We start from the raw sequence: 18,924 nt of genomic DNA on the forward strand, positions 1-18,924 counted from the left end.
ATCAGGTACTGGCGCGGGAAATATAGCGCCAGTCCATCATCACCCTTTCGGTTGGCGCATCCGGGTGTTCAATCCGGTTCAGCAGCAGCCCGACCGCTTTACGACCAATATCGCGGGAAGGCTGCTCGATAGTGGTCAGTTGCGGGGAGACCATCTCCGCCAGCTCCGTACCGTCAAAACCCACGACGGCGATATCCTGCGGGATGCGCAATCCGGCGTTGGCAATGGCGCGCATGGCGCCTGCCGCCAGGGTATCCGATACCGCAAAAACTGCATCCGGGCGCGTTTCGGCCGCCAGCAAAACGTCCATCGCCGCCATTCCGGCGCTGGAACTCAGTTCGCTGGCATACTCTACCGCCTGATAATCCAGAGACCAGGCATGAAGCGCCGCCTTATACCCCCGCTCCCTCAGACGCGCATATTTATAGCTTAAGTCATGGTTAATCAGCGCAATCCGCTGATACCCCTTTTCGACCAGATGGGAGATGACCGACTGTGCGGCATCAACGTCATTGATCCCCACACAGGAGACCGCGCCTTTATCGGCGTATTCCGCGCACTGCACCCACGGCGCATCGCCGATCATGGTGGTCAGCTCCGGTAATTTTGAAAACGCGTCCATAGTGATAATGCCATCGACAATTTTCCCCGAGAGCAGTTTCAGCGCCGATTTTGAACGCGCCATATCCGAGCCTGAATTACACAGCAGAATGCGATACCCGTTTTTCTCCGCCTCTTCTTCAATGCCCTTCACCACTTCTGCGCAAAAAGGGTTCGCAATATTTGAAACCATCACCAGAATCATTGAGCTGCGCGCGGTGCGAAGCTGGCGCGCCAGCAGGTTGGGCTGATAGTTACTTTCCTTGATGGCTTGCAGCACGCGCTCGCGGTTTTTGGCTTTGACGGTATCACTGTTATTGAGCACGCGTGATACCGTCGCCACCGACACACCGGCGAGCTGGGCGATTTTTTGAATAGACATAACGGCGACACATCCTGCGGTTTGCGCTTTGTGTTGAGGCTACCATAAAATCGCCCTCCGGCGAACCGGGCGAAGGTTTACCGCATCACGCTCACCCACCGCTGGTGTTGATGGCTTTTCACAATGGCGTCAATGATATACATCACGTCAGCACCGTCCGCGAACGAGGCAAAACGACGCACCTCCGGCGCGGGCATTTTTCCTGCCTGCACCGCAAGATAAAACTGCTGCATCATGTTTTTAAAGGCATCCGGCCAGCCCTCAATATGCCCACCGGGAAAGTGCGCGCTGCCAGCCACATCCGCGTTCATTAATCCGGGATCGTCCGTCAGGATCTGATTCGCCTGCTGCCGGTGGCCGATCCACAGCTGCTGCGGCACTTCCTGATCCCAGGCCAGCGAACAGTGACTGCCGTTAATCTCAAATGTCAGCTGGTTTTTCCGCCCGGCGCTCACCTGTGAAACGCTGAAACAGCCTTTGCTGCCGTCATCAAAACGTACCAGCACCGCGCCTCTGTCTTCCGTGCTGACCGGTTTATCTACCCACTGGCGTTCCGTGAGCGGCTGAGTAAACGTCGAGCCCCCTTCCACGCTGGCCTTACGCGTTGGCCAGACCGTGGCAAGATCCGCCATCACCTCCACAATCCGCTTTCCAGTAACAAACTGCACCGTGTCGCACCAGTGTGAACCGATATCCGCCACCGCGCGTGAGCTCCCGCCAAGCGCGGGGTCTACGCGCCAGTTATAGTCGGTTTCCAGCAGCATCCAGTCCTGCAAATAACTGCCCTGCACGGAAAACTGCCGCCCGACGCTCCCGGCGCGTACCATGCTGGCGGCCTGCTGCACCATCGCAAACTGCCGATAGACAAAACTCACGCCATGCACCACCCCCGCCTGCTCCGCCAGTGCGGCCAGTTCACGCGCTTCATCCGGCGTCATGCAGAGCGGTTTTTCGGAGAACACAGACAACCCCGCCCGCAACACCTGGCGATTGATGTCGGCATGAAGGTGGTTTGGCGTGCAGTTGTGTACCACCTGCAATCCCGGATGCGCCAGTAATGCCTCCACGCTGCCGTAAGCGTGCGGAACGTTTAGCGACCGGGCTTTCTCCTGCGCCTTCTCCAGCGAACTGTCGCAAAGCGCAACCACCGATACGTTTCCCGGTCGGCGCAAGGCTTCAATATGCGCAGGGCCAATAAACCCGGTTCCGATAATGCCAACCTGAATCATTTACGTACCTCATCACCCGCAGCGAAATCATCAAACGCATACTCAGAAACCGGAATAATATGACGGCGAATAAATTCACTGCCCTCACGCGCGCCAGTAGCGGCTTCTTTCAGGCAGCACTCCCACTCCAGTACCGCCCAGCCGGGGTAATCATATTGGGCGAACTTGCTGAACAGCGTTTTGAAATCCACCTGTCCGTCGCCCGGCGAACGAAACCGCCCGGCCCGCTCAATCCAGGGTTGATACCCGCCGTATACGCCGCTACGGCTGCTGGCGCGATACTCTGCATCTTTCACATGAAACGCTTTAATGCGCGAGTGGTACACATCCACAAAACCCAGATAATCCATCTGTTGCAGCAGCAGGTGGCTGGGATCGTACAGAATATGGCAACGCGGATGATCGTCGACCAGCGCTAAAAAACGCTCGAACGTGACGCCATCGTGCAAATCTTCGCTGGGGTGAATCTCATAACACACGTCCACGCCATGCTCATCAAAGCAGTCGAGAATCGGTCGCCAGCGGCGCGCCAGTTCGCTGAACGCCTCGTCAAAACGGTGACGATTATGCGGCGGCCAGGGGTAAAAATAGGGCCAGGCGAGCGAACCGGAGAAGGTGGCATGTGCGGTCAGCCCCAGTTTTTGCGAAGCGGCGGCAGCCTGTTGCAACGTCTGCGTCGCCCATGCCTGTCGCGCCTGCGGGTTTCCGCGCACCGACGGCGGCGCAAAACCGGCAAACGCCTCATCATAGGCCGGGTGTACCGCAATCAGTTGACCTTCAAGATGGGTCGATAATTCACTGATGACCAGGCCGTGATCCGCCAGCATCCCGCGAATATCATCACAGTAGGTCTGGCTCACGGCGGCCTGTTCAACATCAAACAACGCTTTATGATTGCAGGGGATCTGCAAGGCCTTATAACCCAGCCCTGCCGCCCAACCGGCCAGCCCTTCCAGCGTATTAAACGGGGGTTGCCTGCCGATAAACTGCGCCAGAAAAATACCCGGTCCCTTAATGGTTCTCATAACCCCTCCTGAAAATTACGCCTGCTCTTTCTCGTCATACTTGAAAGCGAAAAGGAAAATCGCGGCAATCACCGCAGCGGCCACTGCCGGGAGCCACCAGAACGTCACCCAGGCCTGGGGAACCGCCTGCCCCGCCACCAGGCGGTTGTACAGCGCGCCGGAGATCTGCGAGCCGAGCAGCATACCGATGCCATAGGTAAACATGACGATCATACTTTGCGCCTGCCCTTTCACCTTTTCTCCGGCAATGCGGTCGGTATAGATAAAACCCACGACAAAGAAAAAGTCATAGCACACGCCATGAAGCAAAATACCGAGATAGAGCAGGAAGCGCCCCTCTTCGCTGATGCCGAGCGCAAAGAAGGCATAACGGACAAACCAGGCGCACATCCCGATCAGCAGCATGTATTTCACCCCCAGGCGGCGGAACAGGAAGGGGATCACCAGCATAAAGACAATTTCGGACATCTGGCCGAATGACATCGCGGTGCTGACATCGCCCACGCCAGCATCCGCCAGGAACGAGGCGGTATAGGCGTAGTAAGTTCCCAGCGGCACGGAGATTAACGTCGCGCAAAGCGAGAACACAAAGAAGTGGCGGGTCTTGAGTAATGCAAACGCATCAGCGCAAAAAAGATCGCGTGTCTTCACCGGCAACCCCTTCGCTGGCGCAGGGGTGTGCGGCAGCGTCAGGCTGTAGAGCGCCAGAATCACAGAGCAGAGCGCGGCAAGCGTGAAGATCCCGGTGGTGTCGGAAATCCCCGTCACGCCGATAAAAATACCGGCCACAATCCAGCCAATCGTGCCGAACACGCGTACAACCGGGAAGGTTTTATCTTTATCTGACAGGCTATGAAAGGCGATGTTGTTGGTCAGCGCCAGCGTTGGCATGTAGCACAGCGTATAGCCAAACAGCAGCCCGATGAGCAATGCCCCGTTTTGCGCCACCAGCGCCTGCGGTACAAACCACAGAATCGCCGCCCCCGCCACATGCATCACCGCCATCACTTTTTGCGACGCAAAGAAGCGATCCACCAGCATCCCCAGTACAAACGGCGACAGGATGGAGGCGATCGGCCCGGCGGAAAACGCATCGCCAATCAGCAGCGACATGTTGTACTGGGTCATCACCAGCCCCAGCGTCACCGACCAGCTCCCCCAGATGAAGAACTGTAAGAACATCATTAACGACAGTCTCGGCACCAGCAGCCGGTACTGTACGGTCTGTTTTCCACTACTTTCGGTTGTCGACACCATTTTTTTGCCTCACCTTTAAAAAGTAATCGATTACAAATAAACTCAAAATGAAAAGTAATCGATTACAAAACAAAGATCCTGCGGATCAAATAAGAATTGCGAGGAGAGTCACGATAAAGGTGAAGTGTGGCGCGGCGCGCGATATTGCGGGTGGCGGCTGTGCAGGCCCGGTAAGCGCAACGCCACCGGGCAGCAGGATTAACGGGTTTTACGGCGCAGTAATTTAAAGGCAACGAACAGGAACAGTATCCATACCGGCAGCAATATCGCCGACATGCGCATATCGTCAATGGTACACATCAGAACCAGAATCATCGCCAGAAAAGCAATGCACAGGTAGTTCCCGGCAGGGTACAGCAACGCCCTGAACTGCGTGTCGCGACCTTTGCGCCGCATCGCCGCGCGAAAACGCAGGTGCGCCAGGCAGATCATAATCCAGTTCAGCAGCAGCGTGGCGACCACCAGCGCCATCAGTAAGCCAAAGGCTTTCTGCGGCAGCAGATAGTTGATGAGTACCACCAGCGAGGTGATAGCGCCAGAGAGCACCAACGAGTTCACCGGTACGCCACGGCGACTGACGCGGGTTAAAAACTTCGGCGCATTTCCCTGAACGGAAAGACCGAACAGCATACGGCTGTTGGAATAGACGCCGCTGTTATAAACCGACAGCGAGGCCACCAGAATGACAAAGTTCAGCGCAGAAGCCACCACGTTACTGTCGAGATTATGGAAAATCATCACGAACGGGCTGCTGTTGGATTGCACTTCCACCCACGGATAAAGCGCTAACAGCACCACCAGCGAACCGATATAAAACAGCAGAATACGGTAAACCACCTGATTCACCGCTTTTGGAATGCTTTTATGCGGATCGCGCGCTTCAGCGGCGGTGATCCCAATAAGCTCAAGCCCACCAAAAGAGAACATGATCACCGCCAGAGAGAGGATCAGCCCGTTCCAGCCGGTAGCGAAAAAGCCGTTGTAGCGCCAGAGATTCTCGATACTGGCATGTTCTCCCCCGTTACCAGAAAAGAGCATCCACAGGCCAAAGCCGATCATGCCGATAATCGCCAGCACTTTGATTAGCGCAAACCAGAACTCCGTTTCACCGTACAGGCGCACGTTCACGAGGTTAACGGCGTTGATGATAATGAAGAACGCGGCGGCCCAGATCCAGGTTGGAACATCGGGAAGCCAGTATTGCATATAGATACCGGCGGCGGTCAGTTCCGCCATCCCGACCAGTACGAACATGACCCAGTAGTTCCAGCCGGAAAGAAAACCGGCGAAGGGGCCCCAGTATTTGTATGCAAAGTGCGCGAAAGAGCCGGAAACGGGTTCTTCAACCACCATTTCACCCAGTTGGCGCATGATGAGGAAAGCGATAATTCCGGCGACGCCGTAACCCAGCAGAACCGCCGGGCCAGCCATTTGAATGGCGGGGCCAATCCCCAGAAACAGACCTGTACCAATTGCGCCGCCCAGCGCAATCAATTGAATATGGCGGTTTTGCAACCCCCGTTGAAGCGTCGGCTCTCCGTTCGACGCAGCATCAGGCAAACTGTTGCCAGATGCAGTTGACGCGTTTTTCACGCCCTACCCCTGTATCGTTTTTATTGAAGGGGCACCTTTTAACATTTCGCTATAGTTGCCGCAAGGCACAATCCTCAGGGATGCGCCAGGCATCCCTGCCTGACGCCCCGAGGCAACGCTATTTATTATTTGTTCAGATCAATACGCACCACGCTGTCTGGCGCATCAGTCGAGTGATCTTTATTGAATTTCTGTTTCACCGTGACATACAGCGTCTGACCATCGGCGGACAGCAGCAGGCTGTTTGGATTCGGCGGCAGATCCCAGGATTTCTTCACGCTGTAATCCGTCGCGTTGAGGCTGAGCAACTTCCCGGACTCACGCTGAGAAATATAAAGTTCATTGCGTTTCGGGTTGAATTTCACCGATAAGGAATCGCCCACATCCAACTGTTTGATGAGTTTGCCCGTATGGATATCCAGCACCAGCGTGGTTTTCGCTTTGGAGTTGTCGGTAACAAACAGGCGACCGGTTTGCGTATCTTCCGCCATATTCAGCAGCAGCGCCGGTTTATCACCCAGCGGTTTCCAGCGTTTTTCTACGCGCTGCGTGCGAGGATTGATAACCAGAATTTCACCGCCGCCATTCGCGGCATAGATACGCTGCGTGCTGTCAGAGTAGTGCAGACCGGTCATCCATTTACCGGTATTTTTGATGCGGGTTTTCAGCTTCAGGGTGTCGGCATCGACGACCCAGATCACCGCCGGATCGGCAACGGCGCCGATATACAGCAGGCCGTTATGCAGCAGAACCTGACGCGCGCCGTACGGGAATCCTTCCGGGTTACGTTCCGGGAAGAGCACACGGTTTTTCACTTTGCCGTCGGCGGTATTCAGCGCGCTCACGCCGCCATCCAGCGAATTGGTGACATAGACGGTTTTACCGTCTGGCGAAATCGCCATACCGAAGTTTTTCAGGTCAGTGTGGCTGGCGCCAATGGTTTTCAGCGTCTTCGGGTCCAGTTTGTAGACCACCCCGCCCTGCACATCTTTAAAACCTTCGGCGCTGGCAACGTAAAGCGCATCGCCTGACGGGCTTAACGCCATTTCATACAGTCCATCGGCTAAATCACGTTTCTGAACATCGGTCGCAACGGCTGGCGCAGTCGGCGTTGCCTGCGGCGCAACGGGGGTTGAAGAACCGGAAGTGGCCGCACAACCACTTAATGCAACGGCAATCAGCAGAGCCAACGCGGATGTTGTCTTTTTCATTTTGGAAATCCTTACCTGGGTAATGTGAACCATGTGAAAAAAGCCTGATAACGTCCTTTGCACGCGGCAGTGACGTGATGAACCATCCGTGTAGAGAGGGAAAGTCTTACGAACCGTAAGCGCATTCGCCGCCAGGCCATTAAATAATAAAGAGAATGAGAACTATACTTATTCTCTTTAGCGAAGCAAGAATAATTCACCCGAAAGACGAAATTTCAAAACGGTGGTTTGAAGTACAAGCCAGATGGGCATACCAGGGCACGTCGTATAATTTTCATGAATTGTTCTGGACGAAAAGGCTTCACACACCACAGAATATGTTTTAATTTTTTTTCTATATTTTCAAACGCGTGAGTCGGATCTACTATCTGTCACTCGTTTTTGAGTCACGTCGGGCATCGGCTGTCATGAATAAAATCATTAAACGGTTAGAGATCGTCAAAAGCGCCATCGAACTTGAGGATGAGGAGATCATCCATCAGCAACTTGCGCACCTGAAAGACGCCTCTCTGGATGCGGCCATCGGCACCATTGCCCTGGCGATCGAGGAGCGACGTTTCGGCGACGCGATGCGTGAAATTGCCGCCTGGTTACAGTCCCAGCGCGCCGTCTCGACGTGGCAGGACCCCGGCATCGCCGCCAGCAAGCTGGAACTGAAAGCGCTCGAAACGCAGCTACGCGAGCTGATCGACAAACGCAATGCCCGCATCCAGATCCTCGACGACTTCAACGATTTGTATCACTTGCGCCTCGGCCCGCTCATGGGCCGTATTCTGGAGCTGCGCAAACAGCTGGCCGCCAGCGCGCAGCGTAGGCAAGAGGCCGAACTCAGACGACGTGAAAAGGACTATCAGTCCTGCCAGCAGTATATTTCTCAGGCTATCGATCAGTTAGTGAAGCTTAAACAGCACTGGGTAAGCCTTAGCTCAACCTCCCGGGAAGCGGTGGAAACCAGAGAGCGTATTCAGCAGCAGACGGAACTTATCACCTCCCTGCTGGCGGAAATTCGCGAGCTGGAGAATGATTTCTCGCGTCAGGATGACAGCGCAACCCGACAGGCGCGTGAAGAGGCCGATCACGAATATGAGGAATATCAGGAGCAGCATCAGGATGCGCAGTACCGCTATGCGCGCGATCAGCGCCTCTCTGCTGATGAACGTAATGAGCTTAAACGCCTGTGGCGCCAGGCCAGCCGACTCTGCCACCCGGACGTGGTCGCCGATGAGCTGAAAGAAAAAGCGCACCAGATGATGGTTCAACTTAACCAGGCCCGGCAGAATGCCGACCTGGCCACGATCCGTTCGCTACTTACCCAGTTGCAAAGCGGTCTGGAGCCGATGCTGGCGAGCGACAGGCTGAACAATCTTGCCCATCTGCGCAGTAAGATAGAGCAACTCAGAACGCAAATTAACGCCCTGCTCAAAGAGATAAGCGAGCTGGAAACGGAGAACGCCTGGCGTCTTGCCACATCCGTAACCGACAAAGAAGCGTACTTTGCCGAGCAGGAGCGCGCATTAGCGGAAATTCGCGATACGCTGGAAGTTCAGGTAAAACATGCGGAACAAGAGATCCTCGCCGGGTAAGGCGGAGCGTCAGGGAGGCTGCTCACAACATCATCATGACCACCCTTTACCCTTTATAGCCGTCGAACTTTATTGCCCATTAAAAAACTAATGATGATTCTTTCGATCTCTGCTTCTTCACGCGAATTTTTAAAATCAAAACGACAGGAGACCTGATAACAGGAATACAGCTGATTCTCTGCATCAAATTCATTGACCATCACCACATCCACCACTTTTAAGTCGAGTTGCAAATAGCCGAATTGCTCAAAATCCAGAGACGCGCCTTTTATGACGGCATCTTTATAGAGAAAACGCGTATTCGCATCCTGCGCAATTAATGCACATCCCCCCCTGGACATATTTTTAATTTTGAAAGAATAATTCTCTCCATTTTTATATCGTCCAAAGCAGTTGAAACTGTGTCCCTTCAGGAAGGAGAAGCGCTGATGCTGGCGTCGTTGTATAAGAAAGACCATCTCGGGAATGAAATACGCCAGCGCATTCTCCATGCCGTCTGACATTTCCTGATCAATTCTGGCGTTAAATTTTATAATTCCATTTTCACTATGGAGAATAAACGTTTGGATCTTTTTGGTGACAATATCCTTATGGTGAGGGATAACAAAATGTTCAAAATCAACTTTTTCCAGCTGCGTGACCACACTAGTGTTGGCATATTTAAGCTCTAGTTTAGTCTTCTTTAGTAGCTCTTCACGGAAAACAGCGATAATTTCAAACTTGTTATCCTTCATCAATCCAAAACTCATCAGCAAGTCCTTATTTTTTATTCGAGATACATCTCATTCTCGTTTATGTGAAAAACGCAAAATCGTCCCCCATCCCTGGCTTTTGATTACCATAATGGATTCCAGATCAAATAATTCGTGAGAAATTAAGTTTTTAACTATTTTTGCCGTTTTATTGATACATAAAAACATTCATAAATGATTAAAGTTAGCGTAACTTATGTGCTACACAATACAAATTTAACTCAAAATTATAACAATTTGGAATAACATCGCTGCTCGCGCCGCGATTCTGAAATAAAAAAAGAGGGATTGCAATATAAACTAAAGGAGTAGACTGTCGGATTTTTTCATTATGCGTGGAATTTACACGCGGCATCGTCTTTAATATTGAAGAAGATCTGGAGAACAAAAATGTAACGTCAGGGGGAAAAAATAATAATGAACCTGAGCAGAAACACTTAAAATAAATTAACCTGTTAAGGCTTACTTTCTTTGCGGCGATAAAGACAAAATATTCACCACGCAACAGTAATAACTTGATTTTAAAAGATAAACATAATTCACCGTTCAATACGCTATGGCATCTCATCCGGCCCATGAAGCGTACTCCACGGGCCGGACGACGGGCGCAGCAGGTATAACGTTATGAGCGCTTATGTTGATGCGTGCGCAACCACATCAGTTTATACGCCGCCGGAATGATAAATAGCGACAGCAGCGGCGCGGTGATCATACCGCCAATCATCGGCGCGGCAATACGGCTCATCACTTCTGAACCCGCCCCGGTTCCCCATAAAATAGGTAACAGACCGGCGATAATCACCGCCACGGTCATGGCCTTTGGCCGCACGCGGAGAACCGCACCGTGGTACAGCGCCTCATCAAGTTTCTCTGCCGTAAAGGTTTGTGGATTATCCAGAGACGGCTCCGCTTCAATCGCATGACGCAGGTACATCAGCATGACCACGCCAAACTCTGCGGCGACGCCTGCCAGCGCGATGAATCCTGTTCCGGTGGCAACGGACAAATGAAAGCCCATCCAGTACAGGAACCAGATCCCGCCGACCAGGGCGAAAGGAACGCTGGTAATGATCAGCAGCGCTTCCCCCACCCGACGAAACGCCAGATACAGCAGAACGAAAATAATCATCAGCGTCATCGGCACCATCAGCTTCAGCTTATGGCTGGCGCGTTCAAGAAGCTCAAACTGCCCGGAAAACGCCACGCTGGTTCCCGGTTTCAACTGCACCTTTTCCGCGATCGCTTTTTTCAGATCGTTAACTACCGACACCATGTCACGATCGCGCGCATCAATATAGATCCAGCTTGCAGGTCGGGCATTTTCGGTTTTCAACATCGACGGCCCTGCCGCAATCTTCACGTCCGCCACATCCGCCAGGATAATTTGCTGCTGCATTGGCGTCAGAATCGGCAGTTGACGTAAGGTTTCCGGGCTGTCGCGATAGCGTTGCGGGTAGCGCAGGTTAATGGGATAACGCGCAATCCCCTCCACGGTTTCGCTTACCATCGCCCCACCGACTGCGGAGGTAATAAACAGTTGTACATCACCGACGGTCATCCCGTAACGGGCGGCTTTTTCACGATGAATGTCGATATTGAGGTAACGGCCTCCTTCCAGCCGTTCCGCCAGCGCCGACGCAACGCCCGGTACGGTTCTGGCAACCTCTTCGATCTGCTCCGCCGTGGCATCAATATCAGCCAGCACGGTGCCGGACACTTTAATACCGATCGGGCTTTTTATCCCGGTAGACAACATGTCGATTCGGTTACGGATTGGCGGCACCCACAGATTCGCCAGCCCCGGTAAGCGCACCGTTTTATCCAGTTCTTCGATGATTTTGTCCATCGTCATTCCCGGCCGCCACTGATCCTGCGGTTTCAGTTGGATCGTCGTTTCCACCATCTCCAGCGGCGCAGAGTCGGTGGCAGTTTCCGCCTTGCCGGTTTTGCCGAACACGCGCGCCACTTCCGGCACCGTCATGATCAGCTTATCGGTTTTTTGCAGCATATCCGCCGCCTGCGCCGCCGAAATCCCCGGTAGCGTGGAAGGCATATACAGCAGATCGCCCTCGTTAATTTGCGGTAAGAATTCCCCGCCCACTTTATTAAGCGGCCAGATGACCGTCAGGATCGAAAGTACCGCCACCAGCAGCGTGGTCTTCGGCCAGTGCAGCACTTTCAACAGCAGCGGGTGATAAATGCGGATCAAAAAGCGGTTAAGCGGATTACTGCTCTCTGCCGGGATCTTGCCGCGAATCCAGTAGCCCATCAGGATCGGGATCACCACGATCGCCAGGAAGGCCGCCCCTGCCATCGCATAGGTTTTGGTGAATGCCAGCGGGCCGAACAGGCGTCCTTCCTGCCCTTCGAGGGTAAAAATCGGGATGAACGACAGGGTAATAATCAGCAGGCTGATAAACAGCGCCGGGCCCACTTCCACCGAGGCGTTCGTGATAACTCTCCAGCGCGTTTCGTTATCCAGCGGGTCGCCGGGATGCTGGTGCGCCCACTCCTCCAGCCGCTTATGCGCGTTTTCGATCATCACAATCGCGGCATCCACCATTGCCCCTACCGCAATGGCGATCCCGCCGAGCGACATAATATTGGCGTTCAGCCCCTGAAAATGCATCACGATAAAGGCAATACAGAGGCCCAGCGGCAACGAAATGATCGCCACCAGCGCAGAGCGGACATGCCACAGGAACAGCGCGCAGACCAGCGCAACCACAATAAACTCTTCGAGCAATTTGTAGCTGAGGTTATCAATAGCGCGGTCAATCAGCTGGCTGCGATCGTAGGTTGTCACGACGTCAACGCCTTCCGGCAGACTGCTTTTCAGCGTTTCCAGCTTCGTCTTCACGGCGGAAATAACGTCCCGGGCGTTTTTACCGGAACGCAGGATCACCACCCCGCCCGCCACTTCGCCTTCGCCGTTCAGTTCAGCAATGCCCCGGCGCATTTCCGGGCCAATCTGTACGCGGGCGACATCGCGAAGGTACACCGGAACGCCGTTCTCACCAGACTTCAGCACAATGTTGTTGAAGTCATCGAGGGTCTGCAAATAGCCGCTGGCGCGCACCATGTATTCCGCTTCTGACAGTTCGACGGAGGAGCCCCCCGCCTCCTGGTTGGACATGTCCAGAGCCGACTTCACCTGCGCAAGGCTAATGCCATACTGCGTGAGTTTCATCGGGTCGATAACGACCTGGTACTCTTTCACCACGCCGCCGACCGAGGCCACTTCCGCCACATTCGGAATGGTTTTCAGCTCATACTTTAAAAACCAGTCCTGTAAAGAGCGCAGTTCCGCCAGATCGTGTTTACCGCTGCGATCCACCAGCGCATATTCAAATATCCAGCCGACGCCGGTGGCGTCTGGCCCCATTTCCGCGCTGACGCCCGCAGGCAGTTTCCCCTGCACCTGATTGAGGTACTCCAGCACGCGAGAACGCGCCCAGTAGGGATCGGTGCCATCTTCAAAAATGACGTACACGTAAGAATCGCCAAACTGCGAGAAACCGCGCACCGTCTTCGCACCTGGCACCGACAGCATGGTGGTCGTCAATGGATAGGTCACCTGATTTTCAACAATCTGCGGCGCCTGTCCCGGATAGCTGGTTTTCACAATTACCTGCACGTCAGACAGGTCAGGCAGCGCATCAACCGGCGTGTTAATGATGGTCCAGGTTCCCCAGATGCTGAGGAACAGCGCCCCCATCACAACCAGAAAACGGTTCGCTACGGAGCGGCGGATAATCCATTCAATCATTTGTTATTCCCTCAATGTGAATGGGCCGCATGATCGGGCGCAGCAGAGGAAGATTGCGCCCGCATACGATCCAGCGCGCCGGAGATATTGGCTTCGGAGTCAATCAGGAACAGTCCGCTGGAGACCACTTTTTCACCTTCGGCAAGCCCGGCGCGAATCGCCGTCACGCCTTGTGATTCATGGAACACCGAGACCTGTTTCGGCACAAAGCGACCGTCGTTGTCGACGGCGATCACCCGCTGTTCCGTTCCATTATCAATCAATGCCTTAGATGGGATTAGCAGCATCGGTTCGCTTTGCGTTTTCAGCTTCAGGTACGCATTCATTCCAGGCTTGAGCGCTTCATCCGGGTTATCAACCTGTAAGCGCAACTGGAGGGTACGGGTGGTGGCGTCCACGCTTGGCAGAATCGCCCATTTACTGATGGTGAAGCGTTTATCCGGCCACGCGGGCACGGTAATATCGAACTGCGAGGCATCTTTAATCAGCCATGCGATGGATTCAGGAACGGCCGCGCTGATCCACACCGGGTCCATCCCCTGGATTTTCGCCACCACGTTATCTTTGGCGATATTCATCCCGGCGCGCAGATCGAACGCGGTGATCACCCCATCAATAGGCGCTTTCAGGGTAAAACGGGTCTGAATTTTACGGGTTGAGACTAAGCGGCGGATATCCTCTTCCGGCATCCCGGCCAGACGCAGTCGTTCAAGAATGCCTTCCACCTGCGTTGCCGTACCGCCCGTTTCCCGCAGCAGTAAATATTCACTCTGGGCTTCAACCCAGTCAGGAATGGTCAGGTCGATCAGCGGCGTTCCTTTCTTAATTTTATCCCCCACCGTCAGCGGCCAGACTTTATCGATAAAGCCAGCGGAACGCGCCTGCACAATCACAAACTGGTATTCATTGAAACTGACGTTAGCCGGAAAAGTTTGCGCGTAGCGCAGCGGCCCACGGCGGACAGCCTCCGTCTTTAACCCTAAATTCTGCGTCTGTACCGGATCGATACGCACGCCTGGCGCAGAGGTCGTGTCTGACTCTTCGTCAGCGTATTTCGCCACCAGGTCCATATCCATAAACGGCGATTTACCGGGCTTATCAAAGCGCGTATTCGGATACATGGGGTCATACCAGAACAGAACCTTACGGGCCTCTTTTTCGGAGGCAGGCGCAGTATCGACAGGCTGATGCGCAGACGAAAAATAAGCGTAAACGCCGACCGAGATAATCCCTCCGACGATCATACTGCCGAGAATAAGCGCGGTAGTTTTTATTTTTAAAGACGCCATAGTGACTTCCATTCGATCCATTTTCTGGATCAGTTACGCGGGAGAAATGCCCGCGCTTCTGTAAACCCGGGCAAGAACAAAGAGACAGCGAATACGCTTTACTGGCTGACCTGAATATCGCGTAATAAAGAGAGATTGCCCTGCTGAACGAAAGTAAACGCCACTTTGTCGCCGGGTTTAATGTCACCGGAACGGGTTTCCGGGGTCAGGGTAAAGCGCATCGTCATCGCAGGCCAGTTGACCGCCGGAATAGGTTCATGATCGATAGTCACTTTTTTCGTGTCTTTGTCGATGGCTTTAACCACGCCGGTTGAATGAATCACCTGCTCTGGCTGCGCCGCTGATGCGTTATTCATCATCTCGCCGTGGTGGTGTTCATTCGCCTGAACGTTAAATACCACGGCGGAGAACAGACCCAAAATCGCCGCTTTTACTGTATTGTTCATCATGCTTTCTCCTGAAAATAACGATAAATTTTTATTCCACCCAACCGCCGCCCAGCGCGGTGAACAGCGTAATTTCATTAGCCTGTCGGGCGTAATTCAGATCGAGTAACGTTTGCTGGGTTGAAAACAGAGAGCGCTCCGCATCCAGCACTTCGATATAGCTGACCGCGCCATGCTGATAGAGCGCTCTGGCGCGTTGCAGCGTAATACGCAGCGAGCTCAGATAACGCTGTTGCGCGGTTATCTGGTCGGCCAGGCTCTGGCGCAAAGCCAGCGCATCCGCCACCTCTTTAAACGCGGTCTGGATCTTCTGTTCATAATTCACAACCGATTGCTGCTGGCGAATTTCCGCCAGATCGAGGTTGGCCTGATTACGTCCGGCGTTAAAAATCGGCAGTTCCACTTTCGGGATAAAATTCCACATCCCGCTCGCGGCATTAAATAAACGGGAGAGATCGCTGCTGCTGCCGGACACCCCGCTGGTCAGGGTAATGGAGGGAAAAAAGGCTGCGCGCGCCGCGCCAATATTGGCATTCGCCGCCATCAACGTATGTTCAGCTTCCATAATATCCGGGCGCTGCAACAAGATTTGCGAGGAAAGCGACGGCGGGAGCGTCACGTTTTTAATATCTCCGCTATCGCGCGCCCTGTCATCCGGTAGCACAGAATAAGTGCCCAACAGCAATTGCAGCGCATTATTGGCCTGCGCCAGCTCGCCCTGTCGTTTCGCAATATCGCTGCGGGTGCTTTCAATCACGCCCCGCGCCTGTTCCAGCGCCAGCACGGTCGTGCTGCCGGTCAGCAACTGCTTTTCTACAAATGCGTAAGAGCGTGTATAGTTTTCCAGCGTTTCTTGTGCGATTTGCAACTGCGCGTACGCCAGCCGTTGATTAAAATAACTTTGCGCCACGTTTGAGATTAATAAGATATGCACTGCCCGGCGCGCTTCTTCGCTGGCAAAATAGTTCTGTCGGTCAGCCTCACTCATGTTTTTCAGCCGGCCAAAAAAGTCCAGATCAAAACTCAGATTCAGCCCGGCTTCATATTCGCGGGTACTGCTGCTGTCACCCTTTAATTTTCCTTCCCAGCTTCCGCTGGCATCGGAATTAAGCTGCGGATAACGATCGGCATCCGTCACCCGGTATTGCGCTCTGGCTTCCTGCACTTTCAGCGTCGCCATGCGCAAGTCACGGTTATTGCGTAACGCCTCGCCGATCAGCGACTTTACTTGCTCATCAACAAAAAAGGTTCGCCAGCCGGTCTCCTGATACCCCGCAGGCGCAGAAACCAGCGCATTCTGGCTCAGGGAGAATTGTTGCGGCACCGGCAACGCGGGCCGCTGATAGTCCGGCGCCAGCGAACAGCCCGTCAGAACAAGCATCACGCTGAGGGTAAGAAGCTTAAATTTGCGCATAGCGTTTCTCGTCCCAACGGGACTGATAACCATATAGTGAATGTGAATTTATGCCCTGTACCTTAACGAAGTGACTCTGTTCGGCCCGTGACAGGAAAATGACAAAGTTGTCATTTTCCCAATAACCGATTGCTATCCGATCCTGCTCCTCTAGAATTGAAAACCCGCCCAACCTTTGCGTGAAGGAAGACGTGATGAAGATTCTGATAGTCGAAGACGAGAAAAAAACCGGTGAATACCTGACCAAAGGTCTGACGGAAGCGGGCTTCGTGGTGGACCTGGCGGATAACGGGCTTAACGGGTATCACCTGGCGATGACGGGAGATTACGATCTGCTGATCCTCGACATCATGCTGCCGGATGTGAATGGCTGGGATATTGTCCGTATGCTGCGCACCGCCAACAAAGGCATGCCAATCCTTCTTCTTACCGCGCTGGGCACCATTGAACACCGGGTAAAAGGTCTGGAGCTGGGGGCTGACGACTATCTGGTTAAACCGTTCGCTTTCGCTGAATTACTGGCTCGCGTCAGAACGCTGCTGCGTCGCGGCGCGGCGGTGATGGTCGAAAGTCAGTTTCAGGTCGCGGATTTGACGCTCGATCTGGTCAGCAGAAAAGTGACCCGCAACGGCATGCGCATCACGCTCACCAGTAAAGAGTTTACGCTACTGGAGTTTTTCGTCCGCCACCAGGGAGAAGTCTTGCCCCGCTCGCTGATCGCTTCCCAGGTCTGGGATATGAACTTTGACAGCGATACCAACGCGATTGACGTTGCCGTTAAACGGCTGCGCGCGAAAATCGATAACGAGTTCGAACCGAAACTCATCCAGACCGTGCGTGGCGTGGGCTATGTGCTTGAGGTACCGGATGGTGACTAAACGCTTTCAGCGCCCTTTCTCGCTGGCGACGCGCCTGACATTTTTCATCAGCCTCGCCACCATTGCCTCTTTTTTCGCGTTTGCCTGGATCATGATTCACTCCGTAAAAGTGCATTTTGCCGAGCAGGATATCAATGACCTGAAAGAGATCAGCGCGACGCTGGAGCGAATCCTCACGCATCCCGACGAACCGGAAGCGCGTCGGCTGGAAATCCTAAAAAACGTTGCCGCCGGTTACTCGAACGTCATCATTTCGCTGGAAGATGCCAACCAGCGGGCGATTTTTCACTCTCCCGGTTCGCCTGACCTTCGCCAGTTCATCGCCAAAGCCACGCCGGATAGCAGCGCGCGTAACGGCGATGTCTTTTTGTTGTCCAGCCCGGACTTACAAAGCAAGAGGCACGCTAACGGGCACGGTACTCATTCCGCATGGCGCATGATTCGCCTGCCGGTCGGGCAACTCGCAGACGGGCAACCGGCCTACACGCTCTATATGGCGTTATCGATCGACTTCCATCTGCACTATATTAACGATCTGAAAAATAAGCTGATTATGACGGCTTCGCTGATTAGCATGATGATCATTTTTATTGTGCTGTTCGCCGTCTACAAAGGCCATGAACCGATTCGCAGCGTCAGCCGCCGGATTCAAAATATTACGTCGAAAGACCTCGATGTGCGTCTTGACCCGCAGGCCGTTCCGATTGAGCTGGAGCGGCTGGTGCTCTCGTTTAACCATATGCTTGAACGCATTGAGGATGTTTTTACCCGCCAGTCGAATTTCTCTGCGGATATCGCCCATGAAATTCGCACCCCGATTACGAACCTGGTGACGCAAACAGAGATTGCGCTAAGCCAGACCCGCAGCCAAAAAGAGCTGGAAGACGTACTCTACTCCAACCTCGAAGAGTTTGGCCGTATGTCGAAGATGGTAAGCGACATGCTGTTTCTGGCTCAGGCCGACAATAACCAGCTCATCCCGGAGAAAAAGGCGCTCGACCTGGCGGATGAAGTCCACAAGGTGTTCGACTTTTTTGAAGCCTGGGCAGAAGAACGCGAAGTGCGTTTGCATTTTGAAGGACGCGCGTGTTGGGTATCCGGCGATCCCATCATGTTACGCAGAGCGCTCAGCAACTTGCTGTCTAACGCCATGCGCTACACCCCGAAAGGCGAAGCCGTCACCGTGCGGCTCAAAGAAATGGACAGACAGGCGCAGATTACCGTTGAAAACCCCGGCGCCCCCATTGCGCCAGAACATTTACCGCGCCTGTTTGACCGCTTCTACCGGGTTGACCCTTCCCGACAGCGTAAGGGCGAAGGCAGCGGAATTGGGCTGGCGATTGTGAAATCAATCGTCATCGCCCATCAGGGAACCGTGTCCGTAACGTCCGATCTGCGCGCAACGCGCTTTATTCTGACATTGCCGAAACATGACGATTGAAATGCAGTGATAACGACGCAGCGAAATGGAGTCTGACAGAAAGGCGAGAATAAAG

The 18,924-nt window shown here is 53.8% G+C and carries 14 protein-coding genes; 3 read left to right on the plus strand and 11 right to left on the minus strand.

Features of this window, described 5'->3' with window-relative positions; all coding sequences use genetic code 11:
* Position 1: 1 nt before the first annotated feature.
* From OGV79_RS09475 to OGV79_RS09500, 6 genes are all read right to left on the minus strand, one after another.
* Positions 2-982, minus strand: coding sequence for a LacI family DNA-binding transcriptional regulator (locus OGV79_RS09475; protein WP_049010295.1), 981 nt, complete (start codon positions 980-982; stop codon positions 2-4).
* A 77-nt stretch (positions 983-1,059) separates the two neighbouring features.
* The gene (locus OGV79_RS09480; RefSeq protein ID WP_200096191.1) at positions 1,060-2,211 is read right to left on the minus strand and encodes a Gfo/Idh/MocA family protein; all 1,152 of its coding nucleotides are present in this window, start codon (positions 2,209-2,211) and stop codon (positions 1,060-1,062) included.
* On the minus strand, positions 2,208-3,236 hold the full coding sequence (locus OGV79_RS09485) for a sugar phosphate isomerase/epimerase family protein (RefSeq protein WP_286468266.1): 1,029 nt from the start codon (positions 3,234-3,236) through the stop codon (positions 2,208-2,210). The genes OGV79_RS09480 and OGV79_RS09485 overlap by 4 nt, the downstream gene beginning before the upstream one ends.
* Positions 3,237-3,251: 15 nt before the next feature.
* Positions 3,252-4,493 (minus strand): MFS transporter, encoded by a 1,242-nt coding sequence (locus tag OGV79_RS09490; RefSeq protein WP_199971345.1) that lies wholly within the window; start codon positions 4,491-4,493, stop codon positions 3,252-3,254.
* A 198-nt stretch (positions 4,494-4,691) separates the two neighbouring features.
* Positions 4,692-6,086: a phenylalanine transporter gene (pheP, locus tag OGV79_RS09495; protein WP_049010305.1), complete on the minus strand. Its 1,395-nt coding sequence runs from the start codon at positions 6,084-6,086 to the stop codon at positions 4,692-4,694.
* Between the two features lie 125 nt (positions 6,087-6,211).
* The gene (locus OGV79_RS09500) at positions 6,212-7,297 is read right to left on the minus strand and encodes a YncE family protein (RefSeq protein ID WP_024130569.1); all 1,086 of its coding nucleotides are present in this window, start codon (positions 7,295-7,297) and stop codon (positions 6,212-6,214) included.
* Between the two features lie 407 nt (positions 7,298-7,704).
* Here OGV79_RS09500 and OGV79_RS09505 point away from each other — a divergent pair, with 407 nt between their 5' ends.
* A complete protein-coding gene (locus tag OGV79_RS09505) occupies positions 7,705-8,880 on the plus strand; it encodes a coiled-coil domain-containing protein (protein WP_200075492.1) in 1,176 nt (391 codons plus the stop codon).
* A 53-nt stretch (positions 8,881-8,933) separates the two neighbouring features.
* Here the strand turns inward: OGV79_RS09505 and OGV79_RS09510 are convergent, their stop codons facing one another.
* The 5 genes from OGV79_RS09510 to OGV79_RS09530 form a co-directional block, all read right to left on the minus strand.
* Positions 8,934-9,629 (minus strand): flagellar brake protein, encoded by a 696-nt coding sequence (locus OGV79_RS09510; RefSeq protein ID WP_012133436.1) that lies wholly within the window; start codon positions 9,627-9,629, stop codon positions 8,934-8,936.
* Positions 9,630-10,254: 625 nt separating this feature from the next.
* On the minus strand, positions 10,255-13,401 hold the full coding sequence (locus OGV79_RS09515) for a CusA/CzcA family heavy metal efflux RND transporter (protein ID WP_286468267.1): 3,147 nt from the start codon (positions 13,399-13,401) through the stop codon (positions 10,255-10,257).
* Between the two features lie 11 nt (positions 13,402-13,412).
* Positions 13,413-14,690, minus strand: a complete 1,278-nt coding sequence (locus OGV79_RS09520; protein WP_024130570.1) for an efflux RND transporter periplasmic adaptor subunit — start codon at positions 14,688-14,690, stop codon at positions 13,413-13,415.
* 98 nt (positions 14,691-14,788) lie between these two features.
* Positions 14,789-15,136 carry a cation efflux system protein CusF gene (cusF, locus tag OGV79_RS09525; RefSeq protein ID WP_049011847.1) on the minus strand — a complete coding sequence of 116 codons (348 nt, stop codon included), beginning with the start codon at positions 15,134-15,136 and terminating at the stop codon, positions 14,789-14,791.
* A 31-nt stretch (positions 15,137-15,167) separates the two neighbouring features.
* A complete protein-coding gene (locus OGV79_RS09530) occupies positions 15,168-16,550 on the minus strand; it encodes an efflux transporter outer membrane subunit (protein ID WP_200096197.1) in 1,383 nt (460 codons plus the stop codon).
* Between the two features lie 194 nt (positions 16,551-16,744).
* On the opposite strand from OGV79_RS09530, the gene cusR reads away from it, so the two are divergent.
* Both cusR and OGV79_RS09540 read left to right on the plus strand, forming a co-directional pair.
* Entirely contained in the window at positions 16,745-17,428 is a 684-nt protein-coding gene (gene cusR, locus OGV79_RS09535) for a copper response regulator transcription factor CusR (RefSeq protein ID WP_024130574.1), read from the plus strand.
* Positions 17,418-18,869, plus strand: a complete 1,452-nt coding sequence (locus OGV79_RS09540) for a Cu(+)/Ag(+) sensor histidine kinase (RefSeq protein WP_286468268.1) — start codon at positions 17,418-17,420, stop codon at positions 18,867-18,869. The genes cusR and OGV79_RS09540 overlap by 11 nt, the downstream gene beginning before the upstream one ends.
* Positions 18,870-18,924: the final 55 nt, after the last annotated feature.

The organism is Citrobacter sp. CK185, assembly GCF_030333565.1.
Lineage (GTDB): Bacteria > Pseudomonadota > Gammaproteobacteria > Enterobacterales > Enterobacteriaceae > Citrobacter_B > Citrobacter_B koseri.